The sequence below is a fragment of the Sphaerimonospora mesophila genome, from assembly GCF_001417795.1.
Taxonomy (GTDB): domain Bacteria; phylum Actinomycetota; class Actinomycetes; order Streptosporangiales; family Streptosporangiaceae; genus Sphaerimonospora; species Sphaerimonospora mesophila.
On the sequence record NZ_BCBX01000038.1, the window covers coordinates 59417 to 80431 of the forward strand.

At 71.2% G+C, this 21015-nt stretch carries 15 protein-coding genes; 4 read left to right on the forward strand and 11 right to left on the reverse strand.

Annotation, left to right across the window (positions count from 1 at the left end):
- The first annotated feature begins 49 nt into the window (after nucleotides 1-49).
- Together AP234_RS19390 and AP234_RS19395 are read left to right on the forward strand one after the other, a co-directional pair.
- Nucleotides 50-1198: a glycosyltransferase family 4 protein gene (locus AP234_RS19390; protein WP_055481103.1), complete on the forward strand. Its 1149-nt coding sequence runs from the start codon at nucleotides 50-52 to the stop codon at nucleotides 1196-1198.
- Nucleotides 1199-1209: 11 nt separating this feature from the next.
- Nucleotides 1210-1875, forward strand: coding sequence for a hypothetical protein (locus AP234_RS19395; protein ID WP_055481104.1), 666 nt, complete (start codon nucleotides 1210-1212; stop codon nucleotides 1873-1875).
- A gap of 233 nt (nucleotides 1876-2108) precedes the next feature.
- Here AP234_RS19395 and rfbB read toward each other — a convergent pair whose 3' ends face one another.
- The 3 genes from rfbB to AP234_RS19410 form a co-directional block, all read right to left on the reverse strand.
- On the reverse strand, nucleotides 2109-3074 hold the full coding sequence (rfbB, locus tag AP234_RS19400) for a dTDP-glucose 4,6-dehydratase (RefSeq protein WP_055481105.1): 966 nt from the start codon (nucleotides 3072-3074) through the stop codon (nucleotides 2109-2111).
- Nucleotides 3071-4138: a glucose-1-phosphate thymidylyltransferase gene (locus tag AP234_RS19405; RefSeq protein ID WP_055481106.1), complete on the reverse strand. Its 1068-nt coding sequence runs from the start codon at nucleotides 4136-4138 to the stop codon at nucleotides 3071-3073. The genes rfbB and AP234_RS19405 overlap by 4 nt, the downstream gene beginning before the upstream one ends.
- Nucleotides 4139-4254: 116 nt before the next feature.
- Entirely contained in the window at nucleotides 4255-4761 is a 507-nt protein-coding gene (locus tag AP234_RS19410) for a GtrA family protein (RefSeq protein WP_083502245.1), read from the reverse strand.
- A gap of 43 nt (nucleotides 4762-4804) precedes the next feature.
- Here AP234_RS19410 and AP234_RS19415 point away from each other — a divergent pair, with 43 nt between their 5' ends.
- Nucleotides 4805-5779 carry a glycosyltransferase family 2 protein gene (locus AP234_RS19415; RefSeq protein WP_055481108.1) on the forward strand — a complete coding sequence of 325 codons (975 nt, stop codon included), beginning with the start codon at nucleotides 4805-4807 and terminating at the stop codon, nucleotides 5777-5779.
- Here the strand turns inward: AP234_RS19415 and AP234_RS37340 are convergent.
- The 3 genes from AP234_RS37340 to AP234_RS19430 all read right to left on the reverse strand — a co-directional run bounded on the left by AP234_RS37340 (nucleotide 5742) and on the right by AP234_RS19430 (nucleotide 9842).
- A complete protein-coding gene (locus AP234_RS37340; RefSeq protein WP_055481109.1) occupies nucleotides 5742-6515 on the reverse strand; it encodes a GNAT family N-acetyltransferase in 774 nt (257 codons plus the stop codon). The genes AP234_RS19415 and AP234_RS37340 overlap by 38 nt on opposite strands.
- Nucleotides 6515-7669 (reverse strand): dTDP-4-amino-4,6-dideoxygalactose transaminase, encoded by a 1155-nt coding sequence (rffA, locus tag AP234_RS19425; RefSeq protein ID WP_235558254.1) that lies wholly within the window; start codon nucleotides 7667-7669, stop codon nucleotides 6515-6517. The genes AP234_RS37340 and rffA overlap by 1 nt, the downstream gene beginning before the upstream one ends.
- Before the next feature lie 91 nt (nucleotides 7670-7760).
- Nucleotides 7761-9842, reverse strand: a complete 2082-nt coding sequence (locus tag AP234_RS19430; protein WP_055481110.1) for a DUF4082 domain-containing protein — start codon at nucleotides 9840-9842, stop codon at nucleotides 7761-7763.
- Nucleotides 9843-10398: 556 nt separating this feature from the next.
- On the opposite strand from AP234_RS19430, the gene AP234_RS19440 reads away from it, so the two are divergent.
- The gene (locus AP234_RS19440; RefSeq protein ID WP_235558255.1) at nucleotides 10399-13692 is read left to right on the forward strand and encodes a N,N-dimethylformamidase beta subunit family domain-containing protein; all 3294 of its coding nucleotides are present in this window, start codon (nucleotides 10399-10401) and stop codon (nucleotides 13690-13692) included.
- Here the strand turns inward: AP234_RS19440 and AP234_RS19445 are convergent.
- The 5 genes from AP234_RS19445 to AP234_RS19465 are packed head-to-tail and all read right to left on the reverse strand — an operon-like array spanning nucleotide 13667 to nucleotide 21004.
- A complete protein-coding gene (locus tag AP234_RS19445; RefSeq protein WP_055481113.1) occupies nucleotides 13667-14800 on the reverse strand; it encodes a glycosyltransferase family 4 protein in 1134 nt (377 codons plus the stop codon). The two genes, AP234_RS19440 and AP234_RS19445, sit on opposite strands and share 26 nt — an antisense overlap.
- On the reverse strand, nucleotides 14797-17241 hold the full coding sequence (locus AP234_RS19450; protein WP_152990512.1) for a hypothetical protein: 2445 nt from the start codon (nucleotides 17239-17241) through the stop codon (nucleotides 14797-14799). Before AP234_RS19450 ends, AP234_RS19445 begins: the two co-directional genes overlap by 4 nt.
- 26 nt (nucleotides 17242-17267) lie before the next feature.
- Nucleotides 17268-18617, reverse strand: coding sequence for a polysaccharide biosynthesis C-terminal domain-containing protein (locus tag AP234_RS19455; protein WP_055481115.1), 1350 nt, complete (start codon nucleotides 18615-18617; stop codon nucleotides 17268-17270).
- Nucleotides 18618-18626: 9 nt separating this feature from the next.
- Nucleotides 18627-19895: a hypothetical protein gene (locus AP234_RS19460; protein WP_235558256.1), complete on the reverse strand. Its 1269-nt coding sequence runs from the start codon at nucleotides 19893-19895 to the stop codon at nucleotides 18627-18629.
- Between the two features lie 5 nt (nucleotides 19896-19900).
- A complete protein-coding gene (locus AP234_RS19465) occupies nucleotides 19901-21004 on the reverse strand; it encodes a glycosyltransferase (RefSeq protein WP_160330471.1) in 1104 nt (367 codons plus the stop codon).
- Nucleotides 21005-21015: the final 11 nt, after the last annotated feature.

A 21015-nucleotide genomic window follows, 5' to 3' on the forward strand; every position in this document is an offset into this window, starting at 1 on the left:
GAATAGGGCGACGGGTTAGCTTCTCCGACGTGATCAGGGAGGAGCCCGCATGAAACCGGACAACCGGATTCGTGTCATGGAAGTCATCACCCGGATGAACGTCGGCGGCCCCGCTACCGAGGTGGCGGGGCTATGCGAGCGGCTCGACTCCGACGCGTTCGACCACCGCCTCTACACCGGCTACGTGGACGGCGGCGAGGGCGACCACCTGCATCTGCGCGACGCGATCATCCCGGTCCACCGCATCCCGGGCCTCGGCCGATCGATCAGGCCGGCCGACTACCGCGCCCTCCGCCGGCTGGTCGCCGCCATGCGCGAGTTCCGGCCGAACATCGTCCACACCCGGACCACCAAGGCCGGGGCGCTGGGACGGCTCGCCGTACGACTGTCCGGTGTCGATGCGGCGCGCATCCACGTGTTCCACACCCCGCTCCCCCGCGGTCGCCCGTCACCGCTCAGATGGTCTCTGCGCGTCCGGCTGCGGCGGTACGTCGCGGTGGGCTGCGACCGGCTGGTCACCGGCGGGGCGAAGGTCAGGGACGACCTGGTGAGCTCCGGCGTCGGCAGCCACGAGCAGTACGTCGTGATCCCGCCGGGTGTCCAGCTCGGCCCGGTTCCCGACCGCATGACGGCCCGGCTCGCCCTCGGGATCCCGGCCGACGTGCCGGTCGTCGCCTACGTCGGGCGCCTTTCCAGGGTCAAGCGGCCGGACCGGTTCGTCGAGGTGGCACACGAGGTCCTGGAGCACATGCCCGACTGCCGCTTCCTCATCTGCGGCGGCGGTGAGCTCAAGGAGGAGGTGGAGCGGGCGATCCGCCCGATCTGGGACTCCTTCCGACTGCTGGGCTGGCGCCGTGACGTGGAGACCGTCTACGCGGCGGCCGACGTGCTGCTGCTGACCTCCGACAACGAGGGCACGCCGCTGGCACTGGTCGAGGCGGGGATGGCCGGGGTCCCCGTCGTGTCCACCCGGACGGGCGGAGTCGAGGAGGTCGTGCGGGACCGGCGGACCGGGCTGCTGGCCGGTCCCGACGTCGCCGACCTGGCCGACCACACCGTCCGGCTGCTGAAGGATCCCGGCCTCGCCAAGTGGATGGGCGACGCGGCCCGCCGCTGGACGACACGGGCGTTCGGGGTCGACCGGCTCGTCGCCGACATCGAGGCGCTCTACCGGTCGCTCTGCGGCGCGCCGAGATGAGCCGCCCGCCGATGAGGGGCATCGCGATCGCCGCGATCACGACGGCGCCGGTGGCCGCCACGGGTTTCGCCGACTGGCGGATCTCCACGATCCTGCTGGCCGCGTGGGCGGTCGCCGTACTCGGCGTGGTCGAGGAGATCTCTCCGCTTCCCGCGATAACGCGGCTGAGCGTGCAGTCGCTGGCCGCCGGCGGGATCGTGCTCTGCGGCCTGCAGATCACGCTGACCGGTGATCTGGTGGACGGTCCGGTCACGGTGATGTGGACGGTGGCCGCGACGAACGGCTTCGCCCTGCTCGACCGGTTCGACCGGGCCGCGACGGGGGCCGCCGTGGCGGCGGCCGCCTGCCTCGCCGGCGCGGCGCTCGCCTCGGCCGAGCCGGCCCATGCCGTACTGCCCGGTGCGCTGCTCGCCGGGCTGGCCTGCGCCTGCCTCGGTGGCGGGGGGAGGCGGCTGGGCCCATCGGCCTCGCTGTTCGCCGGGTTCGTCCTCGCCGCCGCGGCGACCGTCCTGGTCTGCGGGCGGGGCATCGGCGCGATCACCGCCGGGTTGGCGCTGCCCACCTCGATCACCGTGGCGGTCGCCGCATGGGCGGCGCGTCGTCACGCCGCCCATCGTCAGGCGACCTCGGCAACCCCTCCCCGTGATCTTGCGTTTTCTCGCAGGTCATACTTCTGACCTGCGCAAATCGACTCCGTGATCTTGCGGTTTCTCACAGGCGAGCCGACCGACCTGCGCCTACGTGTTGCGTGATCTTGCAGTCGCGAGCGCAAGATCACGAAATGCGTTTTCACTGCACAGAGGACGTGACTGCGAGAAACTGCAAGATCACGAACGGGAAATCCCTGCTCCTGGCCCGACGTGCGAGGATTCGCAAGATCACGGGGTATTCGCCGTTGAAGAGGGGTGGATCAGGAGCGGAAGCGCCACCAGTGCTCGTGGTCTCGGTACCACCGGATGGCCTCGGCGAGGCCCTCGTCGAAGTCGACCACGGGCTCGTAGCCGATCGAACGGATCTTGGTGGAGTCGACCGAGTAGCGCAGATCGTGCCCCGGCCGGTCGCGTACGTGCTCGACCATCTCCCACCCGACGCCGAAGGCCGCGAGCAGCCGCTCGGTGAGCTCGAGGTTGGTCAGCTCGACCCCGCCCCCGATGTTGTAGATCTCACCGGCCGAGCCCTTGTCCACGACGAGCTGGATGCCCCGGCAGTGGTCGGCCACGTGGAGCCATTCCCGCACGTTGCGGCCGTCGCCGTACAACGGGACGGGCCTGCCGTCGATGAGACGGGTGACGAACAGCGGGATGACCTTCTCCGGGTGCTGGTAGGGACCGTAGTTGTTGGAGCACCTGGTCACCCGTACGTCCAGGCCGTAGGTGCGGTGGTAGGCGCGGCAGAGCAGGTCGGCGCCGGCCTTCGCGGCCGAGTAGGGCGAGTTGGGCAGCGGCGGCTCCTCCTCGGTCCATGATCCCGTCTCGATCGATCCGTACACCTCGTCGGTGGAGATCTGGACGAACGTGCGGACGCCCGCCTCAAGGGCCGCCTGCAGCAGCCGCTGGGTGCCCTGGACGTTGGTCGTCACGAAGTCGCCCGCGCTGGTGATCGAGCGGTCGACGTGGGTCTCTGCGGCGAAGTTCACGATCAGGTCGTGCCCGGGGACGACGTCTCTGAGCCGGTTCATGTCGCTGATGTCGGCGCGTACGAAGGCGAGCCTGGGGTTGGTCTCGACCGGGGCCAGGTTGGCCAGCGTTCCCGCGTAGGTGAGCTTGTCCAGCACGGTCACGTGGGCGTTCTCGTAACCCGGGTAGGCCCCGGACAGCAGCGACCGCACGTAGTGGGAGCCGATGAACCCGGCGCCGCCGGTGACCAGGATCTTCATGCGCGCACCTGAACCCTGCTGTGGTCGCCGACCATGAGCTGATGGGTGTTGGGCACTCCGGCCGCCCGGGTGACCTCGACGTTGCGGCCGATCAGGGAGTGGGTCAGCCCGCTGACGCCCCTGATCGCCGAGTCGCCGAGCACGATGCTGTAGTCGACCTCGGCGTCCTCCAGCACGCAGCCCTCCCCGATCGAGGTGTAGGGGCCGACGTACGAGCGAATGATCTTCGTGTCCGCGCCGATCACGGCCGGCCCCCGGATGACCGAGCCCTCGACGACGGCGCCGGGGGCGATGACGACGCGGCCGGTCACCTCCGACAGGCCGTCCACGGTCCCCCCGGTGTCGGGCTCGATCGCCTCCAGCACGATGCGGTTGCACTCCAGCATGTCCTGCAGCCGGCCGGTGTCGCGCCAGTAGCCGGTGACGAGGTGGGAGCGGACGCGGTGGCCGGTGTCGATCAGCCACTTGACCGCGTCGGTGATCTCCAGCTCCCCGCGTGCCGACGGCTCGATCGCGCGTACGGCCTCGTGGATCGCGGGCGAGAACGTGTAGACGCCGACGATCGCGAGGTCGCTGCGCGGGTGCTCGGGCTTCTCCTCCAGGCTGACGATCTCCCCGTCCGGGCCGAGCTCGGCCACGCCGTAGAACTGGGGCTCGGCCACGCGGGTGAGCAGGATGCGCGCGTCGCAGCGGTCCGCGCGGAAGGCGTCGACCAGACCGGTGATGCCGTCGACGAGGAAGTTGTCGCCCAGGTACATCACGAACGGATCGTCGGCCAGGAACTCCCGGGCGATGAGGACGCAGTGCGCCAGCCCGAGCGGGGCCTCCTGCTCGATGTAGGTGACGTCGAGGCCGAAGGCGGAGCCGTCGCCGACGGCCTCCCTGACCTCCCGCCCGGTGTCGCCGACGATGATCCCCACGCTGGTGATGCCGGCGTCTCTGATGGCCTCCAGCCCGTAGAAGAGCACCGGTTTGTTGGCGACCGGAACCAGTTGTTTCGCCGACGTGTGGGTGAGCGGGCGCAACCTCGTCCCCTTGCCACCCGCCAGAACCAGTGCCTTCACGCGTGCCGAGTCCTTTCCTGGATTTTGCCGCCCGAGCAGAGAACACGCCGAGCGGCCGGATCTCCGTTTGAAATTATCGGTCGCGGAATCGCCGGGTTCCGCCGCACCGGCCGCTTTTACCGAACGACGTCGCATACCTTGCCGGATTCAGACGCCCGGTCCCGGAACGTCCACGACCGGTTAATCGCATAGCTCAGCGGCGGGCTCAGCAGGATTATCAGCGCCTGTGCGATGAGGACCGGAATCCCGGCGAGCTCCACCAGCACGGGCAGGCCGACGACGGAAGCGCCGAGGAAGCTCAGCCCGACGACGTAGAAGCGCAGGTAGCCGGTGATCCAGCCACCCCGGGCCTGGAACACGACCAGCCGGTAGACCGGGTAGACGATCACCACGGTGATCAGGTGCCCGACCACGACGAGGAAAAGATAGGGCACCGCTCCCCCGGCCACCAGCAATCCCAGGCAAAGAAGCGCGTAATACACACCGGCGGTCATGGCGCCGGCCAGTAGATATGTGCTGCGCTGGCCCCGCAGAAGCGACACGAGAAGGCGCGGGAGAGCCGGGAGCGAGTCCCACCGCGCCGCCGTAGATTTCCTGTGATCTCGGCTCTTCAATTCGAGCATGTCGCGCAGTGTAATAGGTGCTGAGAATGAACCGGGGGAATCAATGTCGGTGTCGGTGGTGATCCCGTGTTATCGCTCGGCGCGGACCCTTCCGCAGTTGGTCGCCAGGCTGCTGCCGGTGCTGCGTGACGTCTCCCCGCCGCACGAGGTGATCCTCGTCGTCGACGGAAGCCCGGACGACACCTGGACGGTGGCCGCCGATCTGGCGCACCGGTTCCAGAACGTGCGCGCCGTCCGCCTGTCGCGCAACTACGGGCAGCACAACGCCCTGGTCGCGGGCATCAGGGAGGCCCGGTTCGATGTCGTCGTCACGATGGACGACGACCTCCAGCACCCGCCTGAGCAGATCCCCCACCTGCTGGCCGCGCTACGGGGCGAACAGCTCGACCTCGTGTACGGCATGCCGTACCAGGAGGAGCACGGCTTCCTGCGCAGCCTCGCCTCCCGCACGGTGAAGGCGGGGATGTCGGCCGCCCTCGGCATCCGTACGGCCCGGGAGATCAGCGCGTTCCGCGCCTTCCGCACCCGGCTGCGCGACGCGTTCGAGGGGCTGTCCGGGCCGCACGCCTCGGTGGACGTGGCACTCTCGTGGGCCACCACCCGGGTGGGGTCGGTGCACGTGCACATGAGCGAGCGCGAAGACGGCAGGTCCAACTACACGCCCAGGATGCTGGTGCGGCATGCCGTGAACATGCTGCTCGGCTACAGCGCCGCCCCCCTGCGTGCGGCCAGCTATCTGGGCTTCCTCGCGGGGATCGTCGGCCTGGTGCTCGGCGCCGTCGTGCTGTGGCGGTTCATCGCCGGGGACACCACGGTGGCCGGCTTCACCACGATCGCCTCGATGGTCGCGCTGTTCTCGTCGGCGCAGCTGATGTCCATCGGCGTGCTGGGCGAGTACGTCGGCCGCATCCACGGCAGCGGGATGGGCCGCCCGACCTACGTGGTGAGCGAACGGACGGACGCGAACCGCGAGCCGGTGGTCATCTCGGGAGTGGGCTTCGGATCAGATGGACGGTGAGCGCCGTGTGCACCGGTTCGAATCCGTACCTGGCCCAGGCCCGCTGCACCCCGGTGTTGTGCCCCTGGGTGGAGATGACCACCTCGGCCGCGCCGCGTGACACGGTGCGTTCCTCGACCGCCCTGAGCAGGTGGGCGTAGACGCCGCGGCCCCTGGCGGCGGCCACCACCCCGGCGAGCAGGATCTCCGTACGCGCCGGGTCCTCGGCCAGCGTGGCCAGCGCGAGCGGGCCGGCCGGGCCGCGGAGGGTGAGGCACTCCCCCGCGGCGGTCGACCCCAGTGCCCACTCCTCGTAACCGGCCAGTGCGGCGGCCGGATCGAAGAGGGGATCGGCCAGGTAGTGGTTGCCGTACGCGGCGAAGACGTCGCGGACGAGCGCCCGGACCTCGGCGGGGTCCGCCCCGCCGCCCACCGTCAGGTCGGCCGTCGGCCGGGGCGCCCGGCCCTCCCCCGCGCGCAACCGCCAGTAGGCGAGCGAGTCGGCCAGCACGGCGGTGCGGCCGAGCGTGGTCAGCTCGGCGAACCAGCCGACGTACGCGGCGGGGTAACGCAGCACGACGACGTCGGCCGCGGACTCAGCGACGGCGGCGCGTACGTCACGCAGCGGCGTCGTGGACTCCGCCGACACGGTGATACGCGCCACGGTGCGGCCGAACCTCGCGGACTCCAGTGGCGAAGCGACGGCCCGGACGCGCTCCGGCGCCTCCGGCGCCTCGATCACCTCCTGCCAGCCCATCAGCGCACCTCGTAGGTGAGCGCGGCGTCGATCACCCGGGTCACCTCGTCGCCGTCGAGGCCGGCGGACAGCGGCAGCCGTACGAGCCGGTCGGCGACGTTCTCGGTGACGGCGCAGCCGCCGGGGGCGGTGCGCCCGTACCGCAGTCCCGCCGGGGCGCTGTGGAGTGGCTGGTAGTGGAACACCGCCTGCACGCCCGCCGCCGCGAGGTGGGCGATGAACCGCTGACGATGGTGCAGGTCGGGCATGAGCAGGTAGTAGAGGTGCGCCGGGTGCGCGCAGCCGTCGGGAACCGTCGGCCGCAGGACGCCGTTGGCCGCCGCCCAGTCGGCCAGTCCCTCGTGGTAGGCCTGCCAGACCGCGTGGCGCCGCGCCTGGATCCGGTCGAACGACTCCAGCTGGGCGGTGAGCATGGCCGCGAGAACGTCCGAGGGCAGGTAGCTCGACCCGATGTCGATCCACTGGTATTTGGCGATCTGGCCGCGGAAGAAGCGGCTGCGGTCGGTGCCCTTCTCCCGGATGATCTCGGCACGGACGGCCGTCTCCGGGTCGTTCAGCAGCAGCGCGCCGCCCTCGCCGCACTGCACGTTCTTGGTCGCGTGGAAGCTTTGCGCCGCCATGCGGCCGTACGACCCGAGGGGGCGGCCTCGGTAGAACCCGCCCAGTCCGTGGGCGTTGTCCTCGATCAGGGCCAGGCCGTACCGCTCGCAGATCTCACCGATCGTCTCCATCTCGCAGGCGATCCCGCCGTAGTGGACGACGACGGCCGCCCGGGTGCGTTCGGTGATCGCGGCCTCGATCAGCCGCTCGTCGATGTTGAGGGTGTCCGGCCGGCAGTCGGCGAACACCGGCACCGCTCCCCTGAGGGCGTACGCGTTGGCCGTCGAGCAGAAGGTGAACGACGGCATGATCACCTCGTCGCCGGGCCGGAGGTCGAGCAGGATCGCCGACATCTCCAGCGCGTGGGTGCACGACGTGGTCAGCAGCGCGTCCCCCGCCCCCGTCAGCTCCTTGAGCAGTGCGGTGGCGCGTCGCGTGAACGGCCCGTCGCCGCAGGTGGAGCCGTGCCGTACGGCCTCGGCGAGGTAGCCGAGCTCGTTGTCGCAGACGTGGGTCCGGTTGAAGGGGACGGTCCTCAGGCTGGTTGTGCTCACCGCCGTAGTGAACAACGCCCCGGCGGGGGCGGGCGTGCCCGACCACCCGCCGTGGGCATGTCATTGCGCAAGCCTTACCGGCGCTCGCGCGTCAACTGCCGAACTCCAGCACCGGCGACACCCAGTAGTTCGAGGCGCGGTGCGTGTTGGTGGGGAAACCGTTGGTCGGGCCGTAGGTGTACACGCCGTTGCCCCCTGACGCGGCGCTGGCGAGCCCGATGAGCGGGCCGTTCACATACTGCGAGGTGAAATAGTCGCGATCGACCGAGTAGAACCCCGACGTCGTGTGATACGACGCGACGTACGTCGTGCCGGCCGAGACGGCCACCGGCTCCGGGAAGCTCATCGTCTGCCAGCCGGACGGGGTCTCGTCGGTGAACGTCACGGTCGCCAGTTGGCCGCCGTCGGCGGTCCATATGCTCCCGATGTGCGTGCCGGTGTTCTGCGGACCCTTGTAGAACCGGATCCCGGTGACCAGGCCGTCCTGCGTGGTCCTGAACTTCACCCCGAGGATCACGGCCTGCGAGTCGGGCTGGGTCACCGTCGCGGGGGTCACGGTGTCGGGCCAGAGGGTGGCCGCGGGGTTGAACATGACGTCGACCCAGTAGTTCGAGGCCCGGAAGGAACTGGTGGGGAAGGTGTCGGTGGCGCTGTAGGCGTACACGCCGTTGCCGCCGGAAGCGCCGTCGGCGAGCCCGGCGAGCGGTCCGTTCACGTGCTGCGCGGTGAAGTAGTCCCGGTCGACCGAGTAGAACCCCGACGTCGTGTGATACGACGCGACGTACGTCGTGCCGGCCGAGACGGCCACCGGGTCCGAGAAGCTCATCGCCTGCCAGCCGGACGCGGTCTCGCCGGTGAACGTCACGCTCGCGAGCCGCTGACCGTCGATGGTCCATAAACTCCCGGTGTGCGTGCCGGTGTTCTGCGGACCCTTGTAGAACCGGATCCCGGTGATCATGCCGTCCTGGGTGGAGCGGAACTTGACCCCGACCACGACGGCGTTCGGGTCGTTCTGCGAGGCGACCGCGGGGGTCACGCTGTCGCTCCACAGGCCGGTGGTGGTCACGGTCTGCGCGACCGGCTGCGACGTGCTGGGCGCGAAGTAGACGGGCGCCTCGTTGTCGAACGTGACGCCGCCGAGATAGACGGCGGTGATCTGATGCTGTCCGGCGGCGAGCCGGGACGTGGTGAACTTGGCGGGCTGGCCGTCGCTCATCCGGACCTTGCCGAGGACGACGCCGTTCTCCTTGAAGGCCACTTCGCCGGAGGGAGGGATCGAGCCCGACTGCGCCTGCACGATCGCGGTGAAGGTGACCACCTTTCCGGTGTGCGAGGGGTTGGGGGAACTGGTCAGGGTCGTGGTCGTGGGCCGGTCGTTCGGCAGCATGATGAGTGTGGCGGGGATCTGCGAGGTGCCCTGCAGAGCGACGGTGCCGCCGAGCGAGAAGAGCCTGCCGTAGACGTTCGCGCCGGGGCCCACCGAGATGTTGCCGTTGGCGAGGACGTTTCCGCGGAAGGTGGCCCACATGGCCATCGACGCGGTGCCGCTGAGCTGCCAGTAGACGTTGTCCTCCTGGGCACCGTTGACCAGGGCGATGTTGCTGATCCTGGCGGCGTCGAGGCTGGTGGCGCGGAGCACGAAGATCGCGTCGGGGTCGGTCTGGGCGTCGAGGGTGAGCGTACCGTCGAGGGAGAATGCGGCGGTGGCCGTCTCGTAGACGCCGGGGCCCAGGGTCGTCCCACCGAGGTTGGGGCCGATGGTGGCGGTGCGGGGCATCCCGGCGATGGTGTCGCGCACCGCGACCGCGTCGGCCATGGCGCTCGCCGCGGCCGAGTCGCCCTTGTGGATGGTCCCGGTGACGCTGCCGGGCGGGAAGCCGCTGACCGAGTTGCCGGGGCTCACGCCGAGGTCGCCGAAGACCTGGGTGAGGTCCGTGTTGGTGACCGAGATCGAGGCCAGGACCGGGTAGGAGGCGGAGCTGCCGAGGTCGGGTGAGGCGACGGCCGCGACCTCCCGCGGCGCCGTGACGAGGGCGCCGGCGGTGAGCGCGGCGAGCAGGGCCGCGGCGAGCCGACGACGACGGGTGCGGCGGGAAGGACCGCGACGGCGCCCATCCGATCGGGTCGCGGCGGGCTCCCGCCCGCGTTTCTCTGTGGCGGCTGGGTGTCTCATTTCCGACCTGCCTCGCGTCGTGCCGCGGACGCACGTGTTCGCCCGCGTCCTGATGGGTTCTGTATGCGAACCAGCTCTCGGTGCTCTCGTGCCATGGGGCGCGACCGGTCGCGGGCTGCCGGGCCGGTGGAGTCGGCGGGACACCAGGGGCGAGAGTTGTCACCTGGAAACGATGACGCGGGAAAGGGCGGGCGGGGCCGCGGATTGCCGCGCCTGTACTGATGATCTATGGAGTGAGCTGGGATGATCTACGTGATTGACTCACCCGGCCTGAATGCTACTCCCGGACATTCATGATTTCCACCCTTTGTTTCCCTCTCCCTTAATTCCACCCATCCTCGATCACAACAACCACCAAATGCCCTTATTTCCGGATAAATGGATGTCTGAGAAACGCGAAGGAGATTCCGTATTACGGGGAACACGCCGTTTCCCGTCATGGCGCCGGGCCGGGTCCGGCGATCGTTATCCTGCGCTGACCTCCCCCGGTTCGTGGCGTTCCACTGCGTCCCATCAGAGGTGCACCATGCCAGGCGAATGGAAAGGAGCCGCCGAGTTGAGGCGGAGGACCCCGGCCACGCGCATCTTCGGCGCCGCCTTCGCCGCGGTGGCCGTACTGCTCATGGCCGCGTGGGCACCACCCCCCGGCGACGTCCACGCATCCCCGATCGCCTCGCCGAGCGCATCCCCGATCATTTCGCCGAGCGCATCCCCAAGCGCCTCTCCGAGCGTCCCTCCCGGCGCCTCGCCGGAGGCCTCGCCGGAAAGCACACCGGAAGGCTCGACAGCCGGCGCCGCCGACCCGGCGCCCTCTCCGGGTGGCTCGCCGGAACCGTCCGGCGCGCACACCGCGCCCGGTCCTAAGCCCGCTCATGAGCCCGCCCCCTCGACGGGCCCTGCTCGCGGTGACCGGCTCCGCGGTGCTCATCGACTCCGCGGCGCTCATCGACTCCGTGGTGCCGGGCTCCGCGCCGCGGCCTGCCCGCCCACCTCGGTCATCTGCCTGGAGAACAGCCTGCCCGGCACCCCGCCGTCGGAGTGGAACGTGCCGGGGGCGGGGGACGACGCCATCAACGGCTTCCCCACCCTGATGAGCGTCAACGCCGGGCAGACCCAGCAGTTCAAGGTGAACGCGCCGAAGATCACCTCATATCGCATCGACATCTACCGCGTCGGCTACTACCAGGGCATGGGCGCCCGGAAGGTCGCCACGGTGACTCCGTCCGTGCCGCTTCCGCAGACGCAGCTTGGCTGTCTCACCGACACGACGACGGGCCTGATCGACTGCGGCAACTGGAGCGTCTCCGCGTCGTGGGCCGTGCCCGCCGACGCCGTCTCCGGCGTCTACCTGGCGAACTTCGTCAGGACCGACGGCACCAGCGGGGTCAGTCAGAACATCTTCGTCGTACGGAACGACTCCCGGAACGCGGACATCCTCGTCCAGACCTCCGACACGACGTGGCAGGCGTACAACGACTACGGCGGCAACAGCCTCTACAAGGGCAACCCGGCCGGCCGGGCGTACAAGGTCAGCTACAACCGTCCGCTGCTCACCCGGGCCTCCCGGCCGGAGACGAACTTCTTCGACTCCGAATACCCGTTCGTCAGATGGCTCGAGGCGAACGGCTACGACGTGGCCTACACCAGCGGCGTCGACACGGCGTCGCGTCCCTCCGCCATGCTCAACCACAAGATCTTCATCTCGTCCGGGCACGACGAGTACTGGTCGAACGAGACGCGCACCAACGTGACCAACGCCAGGGACAGCGGCGTCGGCATCGCGTTCTTCTCCGGCAACGAGTCGTTCTGGAAGACCCGGTGGGAGAACAGCATCGACGGTTCCGGCACCCCGTTCCGTACGATCGTCTGCTACAAGGAGACGCTCGCCAACGCGAAGATCGACCCCAGCACGCAGTGGACCGGCACCTGGCGGGACCCCCGTTTCTCGCCGCCCTCGGACGGCGGCCGGCCGGAGAACACCGTCACCGGAACGCTCTTCCGGATCAACGGGGTCTCCTCGGACGCGATGACGGTCCCGGCCGACTACGCGAAGATGCGGCTGTGGCGCAACACGTCGGTGGCGAACCTCCAGCCCGGGCAGATCGCCGTCTTCCCGACCGGCACGCTGGGCTATGAGTGGGACGAGGCGCCCGACAACGGTGTCGCCCCGCCGGGAGCGGTGCTGCTCTCGGAGACGAAGGTGACCACCTCCAGCAAGTTCCTGCTCAACTACGGCAGCTCGTACGGCGGCGGAACGGCCGCGCACCACCTGTCGCTCTACCGCAGCACGAGCGGCTCGGTCGTGTTCGGCGCGGGGACCACCCAGTGGGCCTGGGGGCTGGACGCCGTACACGACAACCCCGGCACCCCCACCGACATCCGGATGCAGCAGGCGACGGTCAACCTCTTCGCCGACATGGCCAACGTTCAGCCGGCCACCTTGCAGTCGGGCCTGGTCCCGGCGACGCAGTCGACCGACACCGCGCCCCCGACCTCGACGATCGTCATCCCGTCGACCGGCGCCCCCATCCCCGGCGGGACGACCGTGACGATCAGCGGAACGGCCGCGGACAACGGAGGCGGTGTGGTGGCCGGCGTCGAGGTCTCCACCGACGGCGGCACGACCTGGCGCCGGGCCACCGGCCGGACCACCTGGTTCTACCGCTGGACGACGCCCAAATCGCAGACGGTCACGATCCAGGCGCGGGCGATCGACGACATCGGCAACGTCCAGACCACCCCGGCCACGCGGACGGTGAACGTCAACGCGGGCTGCCCGTGCTCGCTCTGGGCTCCGGACAGCACACCCGCCCAGGCCAACTGGAACGACACCAGGCCCGTGGAGCTCGGCGTCAGGTTCCGCTTCACCTCGCCGGGCTACGTCTCGGGGGTCAGGTTCTACAAGGGCTCGCAGAACACGGGAACCCACGTCGGCAGCCTGTGGACCGCCACCGGGCAGCTCCTGGCCCAGGCGACCTTCACCGACGAGACCACGAGCGGCTGGCAGCAGGTGAACTTCTCCGACCCCGTGCTCGTGTCCGAGAACATCGACTACGTCGTCTCCTACCACACGTCCGGCTTCTACTCGGTGACCAGGCCCTACTTCACCGCGCAGTACTCCAACGGGCTCATCACCGCCCCGGCGAACGGCGACGGCGGGGGCAACGGCCTGTACGCCTACAGCGCGGCGGCCACGTTCCCGTCCTCCACCTACCAGACCACCAACTACTACGTCGACGTGGTCTTCGCACCGGCCACCACCCTGTGGGACGACACCGCGACGCCGCTGATCGCGTCCCAGCCCGACAACAAGTCGGTCGTCGTCGGGGTCAAGTTCCAATCGACGGAATCCGGCAAGATCCGGGGGATCAGGTTCTACAAGGGCCCGCAGAACACGGGAACCCACGTCGGCAGCCTGTGGACCGCCACCGGGCAGCTCCTGGCGAGCGTGACCTTCACCGGCGAGACCGCGAGCGGCTGGCAGCAGGCGACGTTCTCACCGCCGATCTCGATCAACGCCGACACCACGTACGTCGCGTCGTACCTCACCACGTCGGGGTACTACTCGCTGGACCCGTACTACTTCGTCAACCCCTACATCCGCGACCCGCTGTCCGCGCCGGCCGACGGCACGGCGGGAGGCAACGGCGTCTACCGCTACAGCGCCACGAACGCCTTCCCGACCAACACGTACCACTCCTCCAACTACTGGGTGGACGTGCTGTTCGATCCCGATCCGCAGCAGACGACCGCCCGGCGGGCGCTGCGCGGCGCGCGACCGTCACGAGGTGGCCACGCCCCGGCGGGGGCGCGGCCGACCCACGTCAGATCCGTCCGGCCTCGTGGGTGACCCGGCGCCGTCGTGACGGCGTGCCGCACCTGATGGCCTCGTACCGATCCTCGATCCGGGCGGCCACCCGGGGCCAGTCGAGGTCGGCGACCGCCCGCCGCCCACGCTCGGCCATCCGCGCCCGTACGGCCCCGTCCTCGGCGAGCACCCGCAGGTGCGCCGCGAGGTCGCCGGCCGAGCCGCTGCGGAAGACGCGACAGGCGGCCGGGTCGGCGACCACCGGGTCGAGGGTGGCCTCCGAGGACAGGACGACCGGGGTGCCCAGGGCCAGGGCCTCCAGCGCCGCCGTGGGAATCCCCTCCCCGATGGAGGGGAGCCTGCGTGAGGCGAGCACGAAGATCTCCGCCCTGGCCATCAGCGCGTAGACCTCATCACCCGGCAGATGTCCGGCGAGCTCGACGCCCGGCCCCGCCGCCGCGAGCCGCTCCAGCCGCGCACGCTCCGGGCCCTCTCCCGCGATGACGAGACGCGCCCCGGGGCGTACGGCGCGCAGCCGGTGGAACGCCTCGATCGTGAGGGCGTGGTTCTTCACCGGCAGGAGGTTGCCCACGCTGACGATCAGTCCGGGTTCCCTGGCCGTACGCGCCCTGACGGCGTCCAGACGCGGCAGATCGAGTCCGCCGGACATCGTCCGTACGGCCGCGGGCGAGACCCCGGCCCGGCACAGCTCCGCCGCCGGACGCGCGCCGATGGCGACGAACCCGTCCACCCGCCGGAAGGCCAACGGCATGATCGGACGGTGCCGCATGGCCAGCGCGCCGTGCACGGTGAGCAGCAGCGGAATCCGCAGCCGCGCTGCGGCCGGGCCGAGGAACAGCGCCTCGCGGTGGTCGCCGTGCAGGTTGACCACGTCCAGCGGCCCCAGGCCCGACAGCGCGCGGGCGCACTCCAGCGCGAACGCGACCGGGTCGGAGCGGCCGGCCAGCGCGCGGCCGACCCGGGTCGGCCGCAGGGCGACGGCGGCCGCACCCGGCGGGATCGCGCCGCGTCGCCGGGCGACGAGCACCTCGTGTCCACGGCGCAGCTCCTCCCGGGCGAGGCGCGCGATATAGCGCTCCTTGCCGCCCGGCTCCGGGGCCAGCCGATATCCGATGTGCAGAATCCTCACGTCGCCCTCTCCGGAATCGATGTCACGCCAGGCGCTCGACGGCCCAGGTGGTAGACGGCACAGTCACCCGAGCGGAAGCGGAGCTCGGCCACGGCGCCGAGCCCGGGCCGCCGGGACGCGTACCGCTCGTCCGCCAGCAGCCACCGCACGCCGTACCGGTCGCGCAGCAGTCCCGTCGTGGTCCGGGACGGTGCGGTGAAGGCGGCGTCGTTCGCCCGCAGCCGCTCCCCGTCCCAGAACGGCAGGAGCTCGGGCAGCTCACCGGGCCGCCACCGGCTCATGTTGGTGCCGGTGTAGGTCCATCCCTCGACCAGCACCCGCCGCTCGGCCAGCGCGGACACCCAGAACTGCCGGCTGTCGCAGGGATGACCGTGGCCCCAGCGGCAGTGGACGTTCGTCGCCACCAGGTCGCCGGGAGACGAGTGGGCGCGCAGCCAGCGTGCCGCGGTCATGAAGCCGTCCGGCACGGCCCCCGGCTCCACCGGGGCCACCTCGGCGGACGTCGCGCCCGGCGGGGTCCGGTCCAGCGTCGACAGCACCCGGGCCGACCACGCGGCGGGCCAGCCGGCGGCGGCGAACGCGACGAGGACCACCGCCCAGGCGCGTACGCCCCGCCTGGTCAGCACCACGACGACCGCCGCAGCGCCCGCGGCTGCGGCCAGCACGGCGTACGGAAGATAGAGCAGGCCCTCCGGGCCGCCGGAAGGCAGCGGCGTACGCACACCGCACAGCGCCCACACGAGGCAGGCGCCGCCCACCCCGGCGACCACGGCGTACCCGACGGTCCGCGGGGTCACCGCCGCCCGGCGCACCACGGTCACGAGCCCGTACGCCGCGACCATCATCAGGTACGGATATCCGGCGCCGAAGAAGTAGAGCTGGCCGAGATGGGGGTGGCCGAAGACCAGCGCGGCCCCGACGCAGGCGACGCCCATGCCGAGCAGCAGCGTCACGGCGGGCCGCAGGAGCAGCCGGGGCCGGGCCAGCAGCCCGAGGGCGCCGCACCAGGTGACCGCGAGGCACAGCAGGTAGACCACGGTGATCCCGAGGAGCGAGCCGACGGGCACGGCGGCGCCCGGCCGGCCGGTCAGCTCCCCCCAGGCGCGCTCCAGCAGCGAGAGAGGAGCGACGATCATGGCCTGCCGCGCGCCGCCGAACAGCACGAACTGCGCGTACGCCCAGCAGATCGCGGTCACTCCGAGCATGGCGAGCACCGGTCCCCGCGGGCGGCGCGTGACCAGCCGGACCCCCGCCACGAGGGCCAGGCCGAAGGCGAACGGAGGAAGGTGGGTCGCCTTCGCCCCCATCACGGCGAGGACGAACACGCAGAACACAAGCATGCGAAGCGGGTCACGCCGACGGGCCGCCAACAGGTCGATCGCCAGCAGCACGACCGGCGCGAACAGCAGGGCCCCGAAGGTCTGGCTCGGCCCCGTCCAGGACTGGAACCCCCGCCAGGTCAGGGTCCCCACGTTCACCCCGTGGTAGAGGTTCGGCGCCGTCATGAGCACGGTGCCGGCCAGCGCCACCAGGCTGCCCGCGTACGAACCGGTGACGCGCCTGCCGACCATGCCGAGCAGCACCGTGATGGCGGCCATCATGGGCGGCATGCCGAGCCGGAACAGCAGCACGACCGGGTCGATTCCGGTGACCCAGCCGGCCGCCGCGAGATGGGCGTACACGAACCAGTGGTAGAAGAGCGGCTCCCCGGCCACGGCCGGCACGGTCGGCGGCATGTGGGCGCGCAGCTCACCGACCAGGGCCAGGTGGTAGGGCATGTCGATGTAGGAGGTGGCCATCGCGGGCCAGGCGATCGCGTTCTTCCCCAGGAAGGTCAGCACGCCGAGCGCCAGCAGATAGAACATGACGAGGGCGAGCGCCCACGACCACCACAGCGGAGCCGGCCGGCGCTGCGGGCGCCTCCAGTGCCGCCGCAGCCGTGGCACGCCGAGGAACAGCGCGTACGTCGCGGCCGGCCAGGCCAGCACGGACAGCGGGTGACCGGCCGCGCGGGCCGCGATGTAGACGAGGACCTCCACGGCGTAGCCCAGCGCCAGCCCCAGCGCGATCTCTTCTGCGGCCGTGCGGCGCGCGGGCCACAGCGCCCTGACCAGCAGCACCCCGGGCAGGGCCAGGCACAGCAGCAGATAGGCGGTGAAGGCGAGCAGGTCGCGCGGCGCGACGTCGTAGCGGAGCAGCACGGCGACCGCGGCCGCGCCCATCAGGACGGCGGGCAGCAGGGATGATCCCAGCAGGCGGCCCGCGATCCGCCGGCGGCTCCCCGGCCGGACCGCCCGACCGGTGACAGTGGAACTCCCCGGCGCCGTCGCACACGTGTCCGGCCGCGGATAGGAGGAGGTGCGCATGAGCGCAAGCCTGATCGCGCCGTGGCCCGGGAGCACGCCCGACGCGGTCCGGCCGCCCTTTTCTTGCCAAGTCATCGACCGGCCGATTCCCGCCGCCCGGATCACCGCCGGGCCGACCCGGTCAGGACGCCCGCCTCCCCACGGGCCGGGCGGCGCCGTGACCGCAGCGCGGAGATCGCCCACCGGACGTCCCGTGCCCGGGGCAGCAGGTCCGCGAGGCCGAGGCGGGCCGTACGCGCGAACCATGCGAGCTCCACCAGGGCCAGCGCGCTGTAGCCGACGGTGGAGGCGAGCGCGGCGCCGAGCGCTCCCCAGTGCGGGATGAGCACGGCGTTCAGCGCGAGGTTCGCCGCGAGGGCGGCGGCGGCCGCGGCGGTCATCGTCATCGGCCGGCCCAGCCGCACCAGATACTGCTCCACCGGCCGCTGCAGCGACCACGGGATCATGCCCGGTGCGAGGGCCAGCAGCGGGGCGACGCTGCCGGCGAAGGCTGGGCCGTACACCAGCGGGATCACCAGGGGCGCGGCGAGCGCCAGCACGCCCACGACGGCGCAGACGAGTAGCAGGGTGAGGCGGATCACCCGCGCGGTGACGGCCCGGGCGTCCGACTCGTCCCGCACCGCCTGCCGGGAGACCACGATCTGGGCCAGCGCGTCGGTCGGCACCCTCGACAGCGCCAGGAACGACGTCGCGACCGTGTAGAGGCCCGCCTCCGCCGGTCCGACGAGGGCGTTCAGGAGCAGGACGTCCGCGGTCAGCAGCAGCTGGACCGCGACCGTGCCCAGGTGATAGCGGCCCGACAGCGTCAGCTGCCGGCGGGCGAGCGTCACCTCACCCGGAGCGGGCAGGCCGAGGGGACGGAAGAACAGCACGAAGGGCAGGATCGTGGAGACCGCCCAGCAGGCGACCACGACCGGCACCGTGGCCGCCCCCGTCACGGCCAGCACGAGGATCGGGACGTACAGCACGACGGCCGGCAGGACCGTGGCCAGGTTGGCCAGCCCGACCCGTGACTGCAGCAGGGCGATCCCCCTGAGGTTGACCGCCGCCACGCCGAACGGCACGGCGAGCAGCGCCATGACCATGAGGCGGGGGTCGGCGGCCACGTGCAGGACGCTCACCAGGCAGAAGGCCACCGCGGCCGAGACGGCCCCGAGGAGCAGCCCGAGGATCGCGGCGTTGCCGACGAGCGGCCGGTGGCGGGTCAGCACCGGCCACAGCGCGAGCTGCGACCTGCCCACGGAAAGGTGCCCCACCACCAGCGCCGTCCCGGCCGTGACGGTGACCGTGGCGTACACGCCCCGGCCCTCGGGCTGCAGGCAGCGGCTGAGGAACACTCCGGCCACCGCGGCCAGGGCCAGCGGGACGGCCTGGCTGGCCATGGTCCGCAGCAGCTTTCCCACGCTTCCGGCGCCGCGCGGCACGCCGCGCCGTTCGTCTCCCTCCGGCATCGGCCCGTCTCATTCCCGTACGGACGGTCCGGCGGGGACGGTCGCGGGCGGCGCGGCCGGCCGCGGCTCCACGGCGGTCTCTCCGTCACGCCGGGTCCTCGTCCACGCCACCGCCGAGAGCAGACTCGTGACCATCACGATCGGTATGCGCTGCCGGAAGATGAGCCCGATGTTGGACATCGTCGTCGCGTAGGCGATGGACCCCGGGACGACGAACAGCAGGAGGATCAGGAACATCCGGCGATCGTCGCGCCAGAGCCGGCGTGCGCCCAGGAACGCGTGGTAGAGCAGCCAGTACCAGAGCAGGGTGTCCAGCTTGCCGAGTTGCAGGGTGGCGCTTCCGCCCGTCCACGGGAACGGGGACAGCAGCGTGTAGGCCAGTTTCGGCCCCAGGGCGCCCCACGCGTTCCCGCCGTCGTCGAAGACCACGCCGGAGCCCCCCTCCGCGTTGGCGAGCCGTACGTGCTCCGACTGCCCGCGGTCGAGTTGCTCCTGCACCGCGCCGAGCGGCCCGTCGACGCCCTGGTCCATGCCCTGCAGGAGCACGAGGGCCGGGATCACCAGCGCGGCGAACACGACCAGGGCGCGACCGGACAGCGCGCGCTTGATCCGGGCGACGCCGACCAGCAGCGGCAGCGCGCACATGACCACCATGTACGGCCTGACGTTGAACAGCGCCCACAGCATCGGCCCGAGGAGGAGCACCTTGCGCGGGTCGAAGCGCTGCATGTTCGACGCGGCCAGGCCCAGGCAGGCGACCACGAGGAACGCGTTGAACCCGTCCTTGAACGTGTCCGAGGTGTGCAGCACGGACCCGGGCAGGAACGCCGCGACGACCAGCAGCCGGAACGCCGCCCGCTCGTCGGCGCCGACGATCCGGGCGAACCGGTAGAGGACGATGCAGACCCCGCAGGCGACCAGCGCCACGACGGCGGTGCAGGCGAGCGTGGCCCGCCCCCCGCACAGGTACATGACGAGCGCGAAGACGTGGCACGGCACCGTCACGCCGGAGAGCGAGGCGAGCTCGTCGGACGTGACGAAGCGCACTCCGGTGTGCCGCCACAGCTCGACGATCTCCATGGCCCTGGCCTCGTAGGTGAGGTTGTCGCCGCCGTAGGCGAACCCGCCGGAGCGCATGATCAGGACGTGGACGGCCAGCCGGAGCACGAAGGCGGCGAACAGCACGGGCAGCGCGCGCCGTGCGACGCGCGGTTCGAGGGTCATGTGCGCCATCACGACGAGCAGCGCCGAGACGGCGATGACGATGATGTACTCCACCGGCGTCACCCGGGATTCCCGGCGCTCGCCTCGGCGTACAGCGCGTCGAACCACCGCGCGGCCCGCCCGATGTCGACCGTGTCGGCGCTGTCTCCCGCGCCCGCGCGCAGCCGGGCCAGCGTGCCGGGCCGCATCGCGTGCAGGATGCCCTCGGCCAGGGACTCGGCGCTGCCCGGCACGGTGAGGACGCCGTTGCGTCCGCTCTCGATCAGGTCGGGCACGCCGCCCACGGCGGTGGAGACCACGGGCACCCCCGCGGCCAGCGCCTCCATGACGACGACCGGCAGCCCTTCGTAGGAGGAGCTGAGTACGAGCAGGTCGGCGGCGGCGATCAGCCGGGCGGCGTCGGGCACGTGGCCGACGATCCGGACCGCGGCCTCCAGTCCGAGCCCGGCGATTCGGCGGGCCGTCGGTTCCGTCTCCGGGCCCGACCCGGCGAGCAGGAAGACGGCACGCGGCTCGGCCGCCACGACCCCGGCCGCGGCCTCGACCAGCAGCCCGTGATTCTTCTGCGGACGGAAGTTCGCGACGTTCACGATGAGGAACGCGTCGTCCGGGACGCCCCACTCACGCCGGGTCTGCGCGGCCAGCGCGGCCCGCTGCCGCTGCTCCGCCACGCGCACACCGTGCACGCACACGTCCGGGGCGCGGCCGCGCCTGCCGGTACGCGCCCGGGCGACCTGGGGCGAGACCGCCACGGTGCGGCTGTCCAGCCATCCGGTCAGCCGGTCCAGCAGCATGGTCAGCGGGCGGTAGCGCACGTTGTGCACCGTCGAGACCAGGACCGGCCGGGGACGCCACAGCCGGGACACCGGCCGCAGCAGTGCGCCGGGCAGCGGCGAGTGCAGGTTGACGACGTCCGGCCGTACGCGCCTGACCTCGCCGAGCAGGCGGGCGAGCCGCAGCGGACGGGGGCAGGAGGTGAGGTCGACGACCTCGATCCCCGCCGATCGGAGCCGCCCGGTCAGCTCGTCGGTGGACGCGCTCAGGCACACCACGGTGTAGCGGTTCGCCCGGTCGGGGGCGGCCAGCAGCCGTTCGACGAGGAGCACCTCGGCGCCGCCGACGTCGAGCGTCTTGATCACTTCACAGACATGGATACCGCGCATCGCGCTCGATT